The sequence below is a fragment of the Lysobacter sp. 1R34A genome, from assembly GCF_051217035.1.
Taxonomy (GTDB): domain Bacteria; phylum Pseudomonadota; class Gammaproteobacteria; order Xanthomonadales; family Xanthomonadaceae; genus Lysobacter.
Genome location: NZ_JBPKJP010000039.1, coordinates 20,231 through 35,527 on the forward strand (window position 1 = coordinate 20,231; position 15,297 = coordinate 35,527).

Consider the following 15,297-nt stretch of genomic DNA (forward strand, 5'->3'; position numbering starts at 1 on the left):
TTTAATCCCGTCCCAAAGCCGCCGTTTCAAAGCGCCGCGTCGTGTCTCGGCTGCCGCCGGGTCAGGCCGGCAGCTTGAAGTCGGCAACCGAACGGCGCAGGTCGGCCGCCAGTTGCGCCAGGTTTCCAATCGACGCTGCGGTCTGGTTGGCGCCTTGCGAGGTCTGCGAGGTGATCTGCTGAATCGTGTTCATGGTCTGGGTGATGTTCGAGGCGGCGCTGGACTGCTGCTGGGCCGCACTGGAAATGCCCTGAATGAGGTTCGACAGGTCGGACGACACCTTTTCGATCTCGCCCAGCGCGGTACCGGCGTCCTCGGCCAGGCGCGCACCCGCGACCACTTCCGAGGTCGTCTGTTCCATCGAGCTGACAGCTTCGTTGGTGTCGGACTGAATTGTCTGGACCAGCGTCTCGATTCGCTTGGTTGCGTTGGAGGCGCGTTCTGCGAGTCGCTGCACTTCGTCGGCCACGACCGCGAAGCCGCGGCCCGCCTCGCCTGCCGATGCCGCCTGGATGGCCGCGTTCAACGCCAGGATGTTGGTCTGTTCCGAGATGTCGTTGATCAGTTCGACGATCGAGCCGATTTCCTGCGAGCTTTCGCCCAGGCGCTTGATTCGCTTCGAGGTTTCCTGGATCTGGTCGCGGATCGAGTCCATGCCCTGAATCGTCTGCCGCACCACGCCCGCGCCCTTGGTCGCGATCTGCACCGAGCGCTGCGCCACGTCGGCCGACTCGGCCGAGTTCTTCGAGACCTGGTCGATCGAGGCGGCGATTTCGCTGATGCGGTCGGAGGCGGAGTTGATCTCCTGGGCCTGGTGTTCGGCCGCTTCGGCCAGGTGCATCGCGGTGGCCTGGGTTTCCTGGGCCGAGGAGGCGACCTGCACCGAGGTGTCGGTGATGGTCTGCACCAGGCTGCGCAGCTGCTCGACGGCGAAGTTGATCGAGTCGGCGATCGCGCCGGTCATGTCCTCGGTCACCGTCGCCTTGACCGTCAGGTCGCCTTCTGCGAGCGAACCCATTTCGTCCAGCAGGCGCATGATGGCCTCCTGGTTGCGGTCGTTGAGTTCCTTGGTGGTCTGGTAGCGGCGCTGCTGGGCGTAGTTCAGCGAGAACAGCAAGCCGGCGATCGCGACCAGCGCGGCCAGGCCGGAGATGATCGACAGCCACAGGTTGCCGAACACGCTCTTGTCGCGCAGCGAGCCGAACGCGGTGAAGGCGCTGAACAGCGTTTCGCTTTCGCTCAACAGCCGTTCCGAGCCGCTGGTGATCGATTCGGCCGCGGCCTGGGCCTGGAACAGGTCCTTGGAGCTGGCCGAGATCGCGTCGAGGTCCTTCTTCATTTCCAGCCACAGCGCCTCGGCCTGGCCGAGCGCGGCGAGCGCGCTGGAGTTCGACAGCGCGGTCACGCCGAACGAGGTGTCGCCCTTGCGCAGGCCGGTCAGGACGTTGCCGAACACGGTGGCGTCGCGGACCAGCGCTTCGCCGGCCATGCCGGCGCCGCTGCCGCCGGCGCGGATTTCGGTGATGCGTCGGGCCATGGTCGCCGACAGCACGACCTGGCGCAGGGCGATGTAGACCTGCGAGGACGGCGAGCCGGAGGCCGACATGGCGCGGACCAGTTCGTCCAGGCGCGCCTGCAGTTGCGGCACGCGGCTGGAGAAGCTGTCGGCGTTGCCGGCCAGCGCCAGCACCGCCTTCTCGCTCGCGATCACCTGCTCGGCGCTCTGGCCCAGCGGCTGCCAGCTCTTGCTGACCACGCCGATCGGGCCCGACACGCCGGCGGTGTCGCCGAAGTTGGCGTTGAGCGTCTGCACGTCTTCGTCGATCGCGGCCTTGGTCTTCTTGAACTCGGCGAACGCGTCCTTCGCGCCGCCGACCGCTTCGCGGCCTTGAATGGCGAGCTTCTGCGAGTTCACCTGCAGGTTCGAGGCCGCCGAACCGGCGCCGCCGAGCCTGGCGCCTTTCCAGGTCGCATAGCCTGTGTTGAGACCGAACACCAGCACCGATACGGCCAGTACGATCAGCCAGGTGTTGGCGCCCAGAAGGCGGCTCTTGCCGGCGTTGTCCATCACAGTGCTCATGGTTCGCAAACCTCGGTGAACTTACTAGTCGGGCTGATGAAGGGAGCGGCTCAGGCCGCTGCTTGTCGGAATTCGGGAGTGCGGGCCAGGCGGTCGAGGCTGAAGATGCCCCAGTAACGGTCGTCCAGGCGGTAGGCCCGGTCGATGAAATACGCGTAGCGGCCCTCGGTGAGGCCCTGCTCGGCGCCTTCCTCGAGAGCGATCTGCTGCTGGTCGTGGAAGCTGCGCTGGCCGTAGAGCTCGTCGATCAATACCGCGACGTCGCCGCCGGGCTGGCGCACCAGCAGGATGCGCTGGCCCTCGTGCAGCACCGTGCGCTCGCCTTCCAGGAACTGCTTGAGGTCGACGATCGGCAGCAGGTTGCCGCGGACGTTGGCCAGGCCGAGCATCCACGGCTGCGAGCCGGGGACGTGGGTGACCTGCGGCAGCGACAGGATTTCCACCACCTCGGCGAAGGTCGACGCCAGGCGCCGTTCGCCGATGCGGTAGCCGACGCCGCGCCACAGGCCGGGCGCGTCGAGCTGTTCGGGCAGCCCGGGCACGTGCGCCAGACTGCGGCGCTCGTAATCGGTCAGCACATCGAACGGCGGCTTGAGCGTCATCGTTTCAGTTACCCAGCAATGCGTTGATCCGCGCGATCAGTTCGTCCTCGCGCGGCGGTTTGACGATGTAGTCGCGCGCGCCCTGGCGCATGCCCCAGGCGCGGTCGGTGTCCATGCCCTTGGTGCTCACGATCAGGACCGGGATCGCGCTGGTCTGCGCGTCGCGGCTGAGCGCGCGCGTGGCCTGGAACCCGTTCATGCCCGGCAACACCACGTCCATCATCACCAGGTCCGGCAGCTCGCGCTTGCAGGCTTCGATGCCGTCCTCGGCGCTGCCCGAAGCGAAGACTTCGTGCCCATTGCGCTGAAGCAACTGGGTCAGGACCGCGGTATCCGTCGGCGAGTCCTCGATAAGCAGGATGCGTGCCATGGTGTGCCTTACCCCCCGGTCAGGCGTGTACGTGCTTGCGGATCGCGTCGAGGAGTTCCTCGCGCGTAAAAGGCTTGGTCAGGTATTGCTCGGACCCGACGATGCGGCCCCGCGCCTTGTCGAACAGGCCGTCCTTCGAAGACAGCATGATCACCGGCGTGCCCTTGAACAGTTGATTGTTCTTGATGAGCGCGCACGTCTGATAACCGTCCAGACGCGGCATCATGATATCCACGAAAATGATCTGTGGCTGCTGGTCGGCGATCTTCGCCAGCGCTTCGAATCCGTCGATGGCCGTGACCACCTCGCACCCTTCGCGTTTCAACAGTGTCTCGGCGGTTCGACGGATGGTCTTGGAATCGTCGATCACCATGACCCTTAGACCATCGAGGCTGCCGCTACGAACCTCGTCGAGCATTCTTTGTATCCCCCATTGCGAACGCCGATTTCCCCGGGCGTCGCGAAGCCGTCTTTATTCCAAGCCGCACGCAGGCTGTCAAGCGCGCATTCCGTGCCTGGAAACTGAATACGCAGCGATTCCGTCGTCCGGAACAGGCTCGCCGTGCGCTACCGAACGTTGTGCAGGCCGGTTCATCGGTCCGCGCATCGTCGCCCCGTCGCATCGCGCAGTAGCCTGTTGATCGCTGCGTGTCGCAAATGGACGCAGCGCGACCGTTTCCGACCCCGTCATCATGACAGATACCGGCGACCCGCCTGCTACCATCGCCGTCAATCTTTCAGGATTCCGTTCCCATGCCGTTGGACATCGTCGTCGTGATGGACCCGATCGGGTCGATCAAGATCGCCAAGGACTCGACCTTCGCCATGCTACTGGAAGCGCAGCGCCGGGGACATCGGCTTTGGTACGTGCAGCCGGGCGGACTGAGCCTACACGGTGGTCATGCGATGGCGAAGGCGACGGCTCTGGAAGTGCGCGACGACCCCAGTGGCTGGTACAAACTGGGAACCTGGTCACAAATTAAACTGACTATGGGTCACGTTGTGCTGATGCGCAAGGACCCGCCGGTCGACGCCGAGTACCTGCACGACACCCAGATCCTGAGCATGGCCCAGCGCGCCGGCGCCTTCGTGGTCAACGACCCGCAGGGCCTGCGCGATTACAACGAAAAGCTCGCCGCCCTGCTGTTCCCGCAGTGCTGCGCGGCGACCCTGGTCAGCCGCAATGCGGCCGCGGTCAAGGAATTCCTCGCCTTCCATCAGGAAGCCGTGCTCAAGCCGCTAGACGGCATGGGCGGGCGCTCGATCTTCCGCGTCCGCGCCGGCGAACCGAACGTCAACGTGATCCTGGAGACCCTGTCCGACGGGGGCCGCCACCTGGTCATGGCGCAGAAGTACCTGCCGGAGATCAGCGACGGCGACAAGCGCATCCTGCTGGTCGACGGCGTGCCGGTGGACTACGCCCTGGCCCGCATCCCGCAGGGCGACGAGTTCCGCGGCAACCTCGCCGCCGGCGGCCGCGGCGAAGGCCGCCCGCTCAGCGAGCGCGACCGCTGGATCGCCGCCGAAGTCGGCCCGGAGATGAAGCGCCGCGGCATGCTGTTCGTCGGCCTGGACGTGATCGGCGACTACATGACCGAGCTCAACGTCACCAGCCCGACCTGCATCCGCGAGCTCGACGAACAATTCGGCCTCAACATCGCCGGACTGCTGTTCGACGCGATCGAGGCCCGCGTCGCCGCCCAGGCCGCATGAGCGCCGTCGCCCCCGCCTCCCCGGCCGGCGGTATCGCCGGACCGCAGCGCTTCAGCGCGACCATGGTGCTGTCGCTGCTGGTGCACGGCATCGTCGTGCTCGGCGTCGGCTACACCCTGGAACAGGCCGCGCCGGTCGTGCCGACCCTGGACGTGATCCTGACCCAGACCCAGACCGCGCTGACGCCCAAGCAGGCCGACTTCCTGGCCCAGGCCAACAACCAGGGCGGCGGCGAGCACGACAAGAGCACGCGCCCGCGCGACAACCAGTCCGGCCCGGCCCCGCAGGCCGAGGCCGGCGTCGCCCAGATGGCGCTGCGCGCGCAGTCGCCGACCGCCCAGCCCGAACCGGTCGCGCGCGTGGTCAGCAGCACCCGCGGCGAGACCGTGACCGCGCGCGACCGCAGCACCCAGACCCCGACCGAGCGGCCGCTGCCGCCCGGCCCGCGCAAGATCGAACACGACATCGACATGGCCCGCCTGGCCGCCGAGATCCACATGCGCTCGGAGCGCTACGCCAAGCGCCCGACCCGCAAGTTCGTCTCGGCCAGCACCACCGAGTACGCCTGGGCCGGCTACCTGCGCGAATGGGTCGATCGGGTCGAGCGCGTCGGCAACCTCAACTACCCCGACGAAGCCCGCCGCCGCCGGCTCGCCGGGCAAGTGGTGATCAGCGTCGCGGTGCGCCGCAACGGCAGCGTCGAACGCGCCGACATCATCCGCAGCAGCGGCATCGCCCTGCTCGACGCCTCGGCCCTGCGCATCGCCAAGCTGGCCGAGCCCTACCCGCCGCTGCCGCGCACCGAAGAAAACCCCGACGTCCTGCACGTCACCCGCACCTGGAATTTCCTGCCGGGCGGGTCGCTGGTGGACGAGTGAGGCTCTGCATGGCCCGGGTCGGCTCGCCTTGCGTTGGCCTACCGTCGCGGATTCATTCATCGTATCCGAGCACGGCGTTCATCACCTGCGTCTTCATTAGTAGGGACGTGCGAATAACGGCGCCCGTCTTGTCAGGCCTGTTGCAAGATGTCTATCTGACTCCGATTCCGTGCCGCCTCAACCAAGCCTCGAACTGTTCGGCATTGGCAGGGGTGATCAGTACTTGGCGTGCGAACCAGCCGCGTTTCAAGCGGATCATGAAGGATCGGACAAGAAATCGGCTCTTGAAGTTGAACGCCGAGAAAGAGCCTATCGAGGCCATGCCGACCTCCACGACCTCTTCAATGCGGTCCCTTTCGAGAAAGTGAGCAGTCAGTTTCTTGAAAATCACGAAGCGAATGCCTTCGTCCTCGACGATCACATCGTAAAGCCAAGTGAGGGGCTGAAACCTCGCCATCAGCATCCAACTCCAGTCACATGAGCGAACTCATGCGGTCATGTCTGAACGACTGCGCGAACCTGCGCGATGAGTCAGGGTGCGGCCTTGCGTTCGCTGCGCAGGGCGACCTGCTCGGCGATGGTCAGGGCGACGTTGTTGCGCAGGTAGGCCGGCTCGACGAGTTCGGGGGCGACCGCTTCGCCGCGCGCATGCGCGAGTGCGGCCAAGCGCGCGAGGTCGGCCGCGTGCGGCAGGGCTTCGGCATCGATGCCGGCGAAACGTGAGCCCAGGCGCTGTTGCAGGGCGCCGTGGACCGCGGCGAAGCCGGTGCCGACGCCGAGCCAACCGGCGGCGTCGCCGGGCACCGCGGCCGCATCGGGAGCGACCACGGTTTCTTCGTCGAGCGCGCGCGCATCGCCGCCGCGCAACTCGAAGGCGCCGGTGTAGACCTCGCCCATGCGCGCATCGATCGCGGCATACACGCGAAGCGCATCGGCGCCGGCGTTCGCGCCGGCGAGCGGTTGCGCGCGCAGGGCCAGCACGGCCAGGGTCGATACCGGCACGATCGGACGGTCCAGCGCCAGAGCGATGCCTTGCGCGATCGCGATCGCCAGGCGCACGCCGGTGAACGCGCCGGGGCCGCGGCTGATCGCGATGGCATCGAGTTCGGATCGGCGCACGCCGGCCTCGGCCAATAACTGCTCGGCCCAGGGCAAGGACAGCTCGGCGTGGCGGCGCGGCGCCAGTTCGAAGCGCTCGCGCACTTCGCCGTCCAGCCACAAGGCGACGGAACAGGCTTCGGTGGCGGTTTCGAACGCTAGCAGTTTCATGGGGCTCGATGATGTCGGGCGGCCGTTGCGCGCCGCGATTGTCTCATGCGGGCGGTGCCGCGGCCGCCGCGCCTGCGTGCGCTCGCACGGTGCCGGCGGAGCGGCGCCTCACTCGCCGTCGGCGACCGCCGGGTCGTTCGGGTTCGGCTGCCACAGCTCGATCAGGCCGCCTTCGGGGTCGAGCACGTAGCCGAACTTGCCCTGCTCGCCGTCCTCGAAGCGGTCGAGCACCTGGCAGCCTTCTTCGCGCAGGCCGGCCAGGGTCGATTCGAGGTCGTCGACGCGGAAATTCACCATGTAGGGCTTGCTGCTGGGCTGGAAGTACTCGGTGTCGGCCTTGAACGGCGACCACAGCGTATAGCCCTTCTCGCCGGTCGCCCGGCCGTCGGCATCGAGCCGGCCCCAGGGGAACAGGGCGCCGCCCCAGTTTTCGGTGCCGACGTCGAGATGCCTGGCGTACCAGGCCGCCAGCGCGGCCGGATCGTCGGCCTTGAAGAACACGCCCCCCAGGCCGTGCACGCGCGATTTGCGTTCCGTCATGGTCCTACCCTCCTCGCGGATCAGCGGTAGTGGTCCTCATCGACCGACGAGGACGATTCTAGATGCAAGGGCTCGCCGGCGAAGAAACCGGCCACGTCCTCGATCCGGCGCGTGCGCGGCAACGGCGGGAGCGAATCCAGGAAGGTCTTGCCGTAGCTCTTGGAGATCAAGCGTGGGTCGCACAGCACCAGCACGCCGCGATCGGTTTCGCTGCGGATCAAGCGCCCGGCGCCTTGCTTCAGCGCGATCACCGCCTGCGGCAGTTGTTCGTCGCGGAACGGATTGCCGCCGCTGCGGCGGATCGCGTCCAGCCGCGCTTCGAACACCGGGTCGTCGGGGGCGGCGAACGGCAGCTTGTCGATCACCACCACGCTGAGCGCCTCGCCGGCCACGTCGACGCCCTCGCGGAAGCTCGCCGCGCCGAGCAGCACGCCGTTGCCGGAAGCGCGGAAGCGTTCCAGCAGCACGTGACGCGGCGCTTCGCCCTGCACGAACAAGGGCCAGGGGCCGCCGCGCAACAGTTCGGCGGCTTCGCGCAAGGCGCGGTGCGAGGCGAACAGGACGAAGGCACGGCCGCCGGAGGCTTCGAGCACCGGTCGCAGCTTGTCGACCATGCTCTCGTTGTAATGGCGCACCACCGGGTCGGGCAGTCCGGTCGGCAGATAGCACAGCGCTTGCTCGGCCCAGTCGAACGGGCTCGGCGCAAGCAAGGTCTTGGGCTCGACCAGGCCGAGCTTGGTCGCGTAGTGCCGGAATTGGCCGCCGATCGCCAGGGTCGCCGAGGTGAACACCCACGATGCGCGCGAGCGTTCGCGATGTTCGGCCAAGGGGCCGGCGACATCGAGCGGGGTGCGGCTGAGGCGGAAACCGCGCGCGGTGAGCTCGTACCACAGCACGCTGCTGTCGGGGCCGGCCGGCGCCTGCTCTTCCTCTTCCTCGTCGACGGCATCGTCGCTGTCGTCCGCTGCGACCGCGACCTCCGCGACGGGCCGGCGCGGCGGCTCGAAATCGTCGTCTTCCTCGACGAGCTCGATTTCGACCGGCGCACGCGCGACCGTCGGGCCGCGCCAGCGCCTCAGCTTGGCTTCGAAATCCTTGGCCCGGGCATGGCAGCTGTCGAAACCCGGCGCGGCGCCACGCAACGGTTCCAGCGTGCTGCGCATGCCGCGCAGGGCGGCGGCGAGCGTATCGAACGCGGCTTCCACTTCCAGCGATTCGGCGGCGCGGCGGCGGGTCGCGCGCACCGGCAATTCGTCCATCGCTGCGCGCACCGTGCGCACCGCCTGTTCGAGTTCGCGCGCCGGCCCCTGCACGCTCGCGAGCGCGCCGGTGACCTGCTTGCATTCGGCCAGGGCGTCGCGCGCCAATTCGACCAGCGGCCGCGCACTGATCGCCTCGCCGAAGAACTGCGAGGCCAGGTCGGGCAGCTGATGCGCCTCGTCGACGACGAAGGCCCGCGCGCCCGGCAGGATTTCGCCGAAGCCTTCCTGTTTCAGGGCCAGGTCGGCGAGCAGCAGATGATGATTGACCACGACCAAGTCGGCGGCCTGGGCGCGCTGGCGCGCCTGGACCACGAAGCAGTCGCCGAACATCGGGCACTCGCTGCCGAGGCAGTTCTCCGCGGTCGAGGTCACCATGGGCAGCAGCGGCGAATCTTCCGGCAGGGCGTCCAGTTCGGCCAGATCGCCCATGCGCGTGCGCCCGGCCCAGCTGACGATGCGCTGGAACTGGGCGGCGTATTCGCGGCTGGTGAAGCGCGGCTCGCCCTTGGCCTGCTCGGTGCGGTACTTGCACAGATAATTGGCGCGGCCTTTCAGCAACGCGGTCTTCAGGCCGACGCCCAGCGCGTCGCGCACCCGCGGCAAATCGCGGTGATAGAGCTGATCCTGCAGCGCTCGGGTACCGGTCGAGACGATGGTCTTGAGCCCCGACAGCAAGGCCGGGACCAGGTAGGCGAAGGTCTTGCCGGTGCCGGTGCCGGCTTCGGCGAGCAGGGCGGTACGCGATTCGAAGGCGTCGGCGATCGCTACCGACAGGTCCTGCTGGGCCGAGCGCGGCGCGAACGCGGCGATGTTGCGCGCGAGATCGCCGCCCTCGCTCAGCGCGGCACGACTGGCTACGCCAAGGCGGCTGGGTTCCATATCCGGCTCAGTATCTTGCGGGCGCCGCGACCGTGCAGACGTCGATCTTGGCCTGGGCCTGCTTCTTCGCCTCGGTGAGCTGGCTGCGCTGCGGCACCAGGGCGTCGTAGTGCTCCTGCTTCTGCGCCAGTTTCATCGCCGCGCCGACCCCGTCGAGCTTGGCCTGGCGCACCTGGACGATGGTTGCCCAATGACGACGGCACAGCGGGCCGATCTGGGAGCCGGAATCGAACGCCTTCTGCGCATAACGCTCGGCGTCGTCGAGACGGTGCTGCAGCAGCGCCGCCTCGGCGCGTTCCTGCAGCAGGGCCGGGTCGGCGGCGTTGATCTGCAAGGCCTGGTCGAGCGCGGCGGCGGCTTCGGCGTACTTGCGGGCGCGTTCCAGCTGCGCGGCCTGCTGCCGCAGATCCTCGACTTGCGGGTCGCGGATCGGCTGCACGTCGAGTTCGCGTGCGGCGCCGCCGGCGGCGGCGCGCACCGCGGCGACCGCGGCCTCGCCGTTGAAATTCGCTTCGGCCAACTGGGTGGGCTGCGGCGGCGCTACCGCGCAGGCGCTGGCCAGGCAAGCCAGCGCGACCAGGACGACGCCTTTGCGCCGGGCCCCTCGGGGGAAGGCGCCGGTGGATTCACTGCAATGCATGACTTACTGCTCCGGGGGCGGGGAATCGGGAGACGGCTCCGGTTCGCGCGCGGGATCTTCATTGTCCTTGCCCAGGCCGAACCATTCGCGCCAACCGCCGCCGGAGGATTCGCCTTCGGCCTGCGGCGCCGGGCACGGCGCGTATTGCGGCGCGTAACCGGCCACGAACGGGAAGCGGCGCGCACCGGCGCAGCTGGCGTCGGTGGCGTGGGTGCCGATCACCGACTGCCAATCGAGGCCCTTGTCGGTGACCTTGAGCGGCGCGGTCGGCAGGCGCGAGAAGATCGCCGACCACACCCGCATCGCACCGGTCGCGCCGTACAGGCCGGTGGTCTGGTTCTGGTCGTTGCCGACCCAGATCACCGCCAGGTGGTCGCCGGTCCAGCCGGCGAACCAGCTGTCGCGGCCGTCGTTGCTGGTGCCGGTCTTGCCCGCCGGCGAGAGTCGGCCGAGGCCGTCGCCGATCAACTGCCGGCCGGTACCGTTGCTGACCGCCTGCTGCAGGGCGATGGTGATCAGGCGCGCGGCGATCGCGTCGCCTTCCTGCGCCGGCGCCGGTTCCGTGTCGTAGCGCTTGACCGCCTTGCCGTCGTTGCCGAGTACGCCGCGCACCGCGTGCAGCGGCTGGATTTCGCCGCCCGAAGCGAGGAACTGGTACAGCTGCGCCATCGCGTACGGACTCTGGTCGACCGCACCGAGGATCAGCGAGGGGTTGTTCGGCGCTTCGATGCCGGCCAGGGTCTTGATCAGGTCGGCCACGCGTTCCGGCGCGACCTTCATGCCGATCCGCACCGTGGCCTGGTTATAGGACATGGCCAGCGCATCGATCATCCGCACCAGGCCGTGGCTGCGCCCGTCGGAATTGCCCGGGTTCCAGTTGCGGCCGCGGCCGAGCTTGACCGTGACCGGCGAGTCGTCGACCCACGAGGCCAGGCTGAATTCGTTCGGCTGCGCCAACGCGAGCAGGTACACGAACGGCTTCAGCAGCGAGCCCACCGGGCGCTGCGCTTCGACCGCGCGGTTGAACCCGTGCTGGGTGAACTCGCGGCTGCCGACCACCGCGACCACTTCGCCGTTGTGCACGTCGGTGACGACCAGACCGGCCTGCAGCGGCGGGCGGCGCTTGCCGTCGAGGCTCTTGAGGGTGCGCGCGACCGCGCCTTCGGCCTGCGCCTGCGCCGAGGGCGACATGCCGCTCATCACGCTGAGGCCGGCGCCGGCGAGCGCATCGGCCGGATAGTCGCGGGCCAGTTGGCGGCGGACCAGATCGACATAGGCCGGGAAGCGGTTGGCGGCGATGTTGCCCGGGTTCTGGGTGATGCCGAGCGGTGTCTTCAGCGCGCGCTGGAACTCCTTGTCGTCGATCAGCTGGGTTTCGTGCATTTCGCCGAGGACGAAATTGCGCCGCTCCAGCGCGCGCTCGGGGTTGCGCCGCGGGTCGTAGTAGGACGGGCCGCGGACGATGCCGATCAGCAGCGCGATCTGTTCGGTGTTGAGGTCGCGCAGGTCGCGGCCGAACCAGAACTCGGACGCCGCGGCGACGCCGTGGATGGCCTGCGAGCCGCGCTGGCCGAGATAGACCTGGTTGAAATACGCCTCGAGGATGGTGCGCTTGTCGTAGCGCGCCTCCATCAGCAGGGCGTAGATGATTTCCTTGCCCTTGCGGGTCAGGGTCTGTTCCTGGCCGATGCCGAGCAGGCCGCTGCGCGCGAGCTGCTGGGTCAGGGTGCTGGCGCCCTGCTTGGCGCGGCCGGCGGCGACGTTCTTGAACGCCGCGCGCGCCATGCCGCTGAGGTCGATGCCCATGTGGTGGGCGAAGTCGCGGTCCTCGACCGCCTGCAGGCCGGTGACCAGCAGCTCGGGCACTTCCTCGATCCGCACCAGCCGGCGCTCTTCCTGCTTCTGCCCGTACAGGGTGGCGATGCGCGCCGGGTCCAGGCGCGTGGTCTTCAGCGACTTGCGCGAGGTCAGGTCGCGCACGCTGGCGACGCGGCCGCCGGACACCACCACTTCGATCCGCCGCGCCGGCACCGCGCCGTCGACATCGTTGAAGCCGCGGCTGGCGATGGTGAAGCGGCCGCCTTCGCGCGCATAGGTGCCGGGACGCGCGCCGCTGTCCTCGCGGTACGAGGCGGCGTCGAGTTCGGTCTTCAGCGTGCCCGGGTCCAGGGCCAGGCCGGGCGCCAGTTCGAGCGGGCGCGCATAGACCCGGGTCGGGATCTGCCAGCGCAGCTGGCCGAAGCGCTGGCCGACCTCGTGATTGAGATAGAGCGTGTACGGAATCAGGAAACCGAGCCCCAGGCCGATCGCCGCCAGGGCCCAGGTCACCAGCCGGCGGCGCCAGGTCGGCGCAGGGCCGTTGCTGTCATCGCGGTCGTTGTCGACCTCGTCTTCGTCGTAATCGATTCGGGCCACGGATATGCAACACAGGGAGTCTCGGCAAGTCTAGCGCAGGCATCCGGGAGCCGTGCCCGGGGCCCCGCAGCGGCGGCATCGGCGTTCAGACCCGGTGAATGCAAGGTGGAGTGGGCCGGTGGCGATGGGCGCAAGGCAGCCTTGGAGGCGGCGGCCCGCCGGGCTTCGCAGGCGGGGACCGGGGCTTGAGGGAGGATGAGCCGCGCCTGCTGGCATCGCAGGGGTGTTCGGGGCTGCCGGGGCGACGGGCGCTTGGGCCGGGACGTCGGCTTCGGTTTTCAGCCGAACCAACCGGCGGCGATGGCGCCTGCCGCAATCGCAGGTTTGCTCGCAGGTCGTGGCGGGGTCGACGGGCGCTTGGGCCGGGGCATCGGCTTCGGTATTCAGCCGAACTCACTTGGCATCGCGCCATCCCGCCCACGCACACCGTCGCGCAGGCCGCGCAGCATCGCGCGCAGATAGGCCAGCCGCGGTTTCAGCAACAAGGCGGTGCCGACGAATTTCAGGACCAGGCGCGGCAGGTCCTGCGCCATCCAGCGGCGCGGCACTTCGGCGCGGCGGTACAGCAGCACGCGGTTGCGCATCATGTAGTACAGCCGGGCCGGGCTGTGCACGACGGTGCGGTATGGAATCAGACGGGAAACCTGGACCAGGTCGCCGATGCGGTGCCGCATGCGCGCATCGCAGATGCCGTACAGGCGGTAGCCGCGATGGCGCGCGCGCGAGCTCCACTCGATGTCGACGTTGTCGATGAACAAACCCTCGTCCATGCCGCCGACCGTGTCGAGCACGTCCAGCGGCAGCAAGGTGCCCGAGGTGATCAGGAAATCGCAGTCGACCACCTGCCCCGGCCCGCCGTAAAGCTTGCGGTTCATCGGGAAGCCGATCTGCACGAACGGCGCGACTTCGCCGGTGCGTTCGTCGCGGAACTGCGGCCCGACCGCGGCCACCGGCCCCTGCTCGCGCAGGGCCTGCAGGTGCTGCATCAGCACCGCGACCATGTCCGCATCGACGATGCTGTCCTGGTCCATCAACAGCACCTGGCCGAACCCGGCCGCGCGCGCGGCGCGCGCGGCGTGGTTGATCGCGCAGCCCAGGCCGACGTTGCGCTCGGAGCGGAACACCTCGACGCCCTGCTCGCGCAGCCGCTCGAAGTAGGCCTCGAGGGCCTCGCCGGTGCTGGCGTTGTCGAAGATCTGCACCCGCCCGACCTGAGACCGGACCGCCGCGACGACGCGTTCGAGCAAGTCGATTTGCGGGTGGTAGGTGACGATGGCGGCGCAGACGTCGATGCGCTGCGGCGCGGCCGTCGATAAGGAGGCGGTCATGTCAGCGCAGCCCCAGCAGGTCGCAGACCAGCGACCGCAGCCCGGCCGAATACCGGTGATACCGGCCCTGGCGCCATTCCTCGCGGATCAGCGGCAGGCGCCGGCCGAAGCCGGCCGGCATCGCCAGGCGCAGGCGCAGGTGGGCCCAGCGTGCGTCGATCGCGGCGCGTTTGTCCGCGCCGACCTCCAGACGGTTGCCATCGATATGCCGGCGCAGCGAGTCGAGCTTGGCGACCATCGCCTGCATGTGCTCGCGCCGCTGCTTGCCGCCCCCGAGCCGCTCGACCAGGGTGCGCCGGCGCGCGCCGATCTGGTTGCCGCCATGCTGGCGGTAATCGACCGTCGGCGCCTCGATGCAATCGACCTCGCCGGTCGCCGCGGCGATCAGGGCCAGCCACTCGTCGTGAACCCAACCGTCCGGAATCGGCAGCGCGCGATCGAGCAGATCGCGCCGCATCGCCATCGTCGCGCCGGTCACGATGTTGCGCCGAAGCAGCACGTCGAAGCCCCGGCCTGCGTGCAACGCCGCCAATTCCCAATCGGCGACCTCCAGGGTCTGGAACATGCGCTGGCCGAGATCCCGGCCTTCGCCGTCGACCAGGCGCGAGTCGCCGTGCAGCACGGTCAGCGCCGGTCGGCGGCGGAAACATTCGAGAAAATCCTGGAGCTTGTTCGGGTGCCAGACGTCGTCCTGGTCGCACAGGAACACGATGCCGTCGCCGGCGCGCCGCAACGCCGCCTCGAAGTTGCGCAGGTAGCCCAGATTGGCCGGATTGCGGTGCAAGTCGACCTCGATGCCGCGCTCGCCGGCCCGCCGGGCGAATTCGCCAAGCAAAGTCCAGGTGGCGTCGGTCGAGGCATCGTCGGCGATCACGATCCGGTCCGGCCGCCGTTGCTGCGCGAGCAGACTGTCGAGCTGGGCCGGCAGGTAGCGCACACCGTTATAGGTGCACAGCACTACGGTCGCGACCCCGGCCGCGACCCCATCGCGCGGTTCGGCTGCGCTCATTCCCGTACGCGCTCGGCGCGCGGGCGGCACCGCGGCAACGAAGATCGAACGGCGGCGAAGGGCGGGTCGAAGGGCAAGTGAGCGTCGGGCCTGGCAGGATCCCGGCATTATCGCTCAGGCGGTGCCGGCACGCTGTACCCGACCCCAACCGCGCTGCCGCGGCCGCAGCCCTCGGCACAACGGCCACGATCGCTACGGGACCGCGCGCCGCCTCAGTTCGAGGCCGCCTCGGCGCTGCGCACGCGGGCGCTGAGTTCCTCGATCCCGGCGGCGCGGGCATCGAGCGAGCGGGCGGCGTCGAGCGCGCTGCGG

Annotated in this window: 14 protein-coding genes; 2 read left to right on the forward strand and 12 right to left on the reverse strand. The window is 68.7% G+C overall.

The window, feature by feature from the left end; genetic code table 11:
- Positions 1 to 61: 61 nt before the first annotated feature.
- The 4 genes from ACSAMQ_RS11115 to pilG are packed head-to-tail and all read right to left on the reverse strand — an operon-like array spanning position 62 to position 3,470.
- Positions 62 to 2,080: a methyl-accepting chemotaxis protein gene (locus tag ACSAMQ_RS11115; protein WP_435395702.1), complete on the reverse strand. Its 2,019-nt coding sequence runs from the start codon at positions 2,078 to 2,080 to the stop codon at positions 62 to 64.
- A gap of 50 nt (positions 2,081 to 2,130) precedes the next feature.
- Positions 2,131 to 2,682, reverse strand: coding sequence for a chemotaxis protein CheW (locus ACSAMQ_RS11120; RefSeq protein WP_435395703.1), 552 nt, complete (start codon positions 2,680 to 2,682; stop codon positions 2,131 to 2,133).
- 4 nt (positions 2,683 to 2,686) lie between these two features.
- Positions 2,687 to 3,052: a response regulator transcription factor gene (locus tag ACSAMQ_RS11125; protein ID WP_435395704.1), complete on the reverse strand. Its 366-nt coding sequence runs from the start codon at positions 3,050 to 3,052 to the stop codon at positions 2,687 to 2,689.
- A gap of 19 nt (positions 3,053 to 3,071) precedes the next feature.
- Positions 3,072 to 3,470, reverse strand: a complete 399-nt coding sequence (gene pilG, locus ACSAMQ_RS11130) for a twitching motility response regulator PilG (RefSeq protein WP_031372856.1) — start codon at positions 3,468 to 3,470, stop codon at positions 3,072 to 3,074.
- A 335-nt stretch (positions 3,471 to 3,805) separates the two neighbouring features.
- On the opposite strand from pilG, the gene gshB reads away from it, so the two are divergent.
- Both gshB and ACSAMQ_RS11140 read left to right on the forward strand, forming a co-directional pair.
- On the forward strand, positions 3,806 to 4,765 hold the full coding sequence (gshB, locus tag ACSAMQ_RS11135; RefSeq protein ID WP_435395705.1) for a glutathione synthase: 960 nt from the start codon (positions 3,806 to 3,808) through the stop codon (positions 4,763 to 4,765).
- A complete protein-coding gene (locus tag ACSAMQ_RS11140; RefSeq protein WP_435395706.1) occupies positions 4,762 to 5,643 on the forward strand; it encodes an energy transducer TonB in 882 nt (293 codons plus the stop codon). The genes gshB and ACSAMQ_RS11140 overlap by 4 nt, the downstream gene beginning before the upstream one ends.
- Before the next feature lie 151 nt (positions 5,644 to 5,794).
- On the opposite strand, the gene ACSAMQ_RS11145 is transcribed toward ACSAMQ_RS11140, so the two are convergent.
- The 8 genes from ACSAMQ_RS11145 to ACSAMQ_RS11180 form a co-directional block, all read right to left on the reverse strand.
- Positions 5,795 to 6,100: a hypothetical protein gene (locus ACSAMQ_RS11145; RefSeq protein ID WP_435395707.1), complete on the reverse strand. Its 306-nt coding sequence runs from the start codon at positions 6,098 to 6,100 to the stop codon at positions 5,795 to 5,797.
- A 74-nt stretch (positions 6,101 to 6,174) separates the two neighbouring features.
- Positions 6,175 to 6,912, reverse strand: coding sequence for a tRNA (adenosine(37)-N6)-threonylcarbamoyltransferase complex dimerization subunit type 1 TsaB (gene tsaB / locus ACSAMQ_RS11150; RefSeq protein WP_435395708.1), 738 nt, complete (start codon positions 6,910 to 6,912; stop codon positions 6,175 to 6,177).
- Positions 6,913 to 7,020: 108 nt separating this feature from the next.
- Positions 7,021 to 7,452 carry a VOC family protein gene (locus ACSAMQ_RS11155; RefSeq protein ID WP_435395709.1) on the reverse strand — a complete coding sequence of 144 codons (432 nt, stop codon included), beginning with the start codon at positions 7,450 to 7,452 and terminating at the stop codon, positions 7,021 to 7,023.
- Between the two features lie 20 nt (positions 7,453 to 7,472).
- On the reverse strand, positions 7,473 to 9,593 hold the full coding sequence (locus ACSAMQ_RS11160) for an ATP-dependent DNA helicase (protein ID WP_435395710.1): 2,121 nt from the start codon (positions 9,591 to 9,593) through the stop codon (positions 7,473 to 7,475).
- A gap of 7 nt (positions 9,594 to 9,600) precedes the next feature.
- Positions 9,601 to 10,233, reverse strand: a complete 633-nt coding sequence (locus tag ACSAMQ_RS11165; protein WP_435395711.1) for a hypothetical protein — start codon at positions 10,231 to 10,233, stop codon at positions 9,601 to 9,603.
- 3 nt (positions 10,234 to 10,236) lie between these two features.
- Positions 10,237 to 12,648 carry a penicillin-binding protein 1B gene (mrcB, locus tag ACSAMQ_RS11170; protein WP_435395712.1) on the reverse strand — a complete coding sequence of 804 codons (2,412 nt, stop codon included), beginning with the start codon at positions 12,646 to 12,648 and terminating at the stop codon, positions 10,237 to 10,239.
- Between the two features lie 383 nt (positions 12,649 to 13,031).
- Positions 13,032 to 13,976 carry a glycosyltransferase family 2 protein gene (locus tag ACSAMQ_RS11175; RefSeq protein WP_435395713.1) on the reverse strand — a complete coding sequence of 315 codons (945 nt, stop codon included), beginning with the start codon at positions 13,974 to 13,976 and terminating at the stop codon, positions 13,032 to 13,034.
- Position 13,977: 1 nt separating this feature from the next.
- On the reverse strand, positions 13,978 to 14,985 hold the full coding sequence (locus ACSAMQ_RS11180; RefSeq protein WP_435395714.1) for a glycosyltransferase family 2 protein: 1,008 nt from the start codon (positions 14,983 to 14,985) through the stop codon (positions 13,978 to 13,980).
- Positions 14,986 to 15,297: the final 312 nt, after the last annotated feature.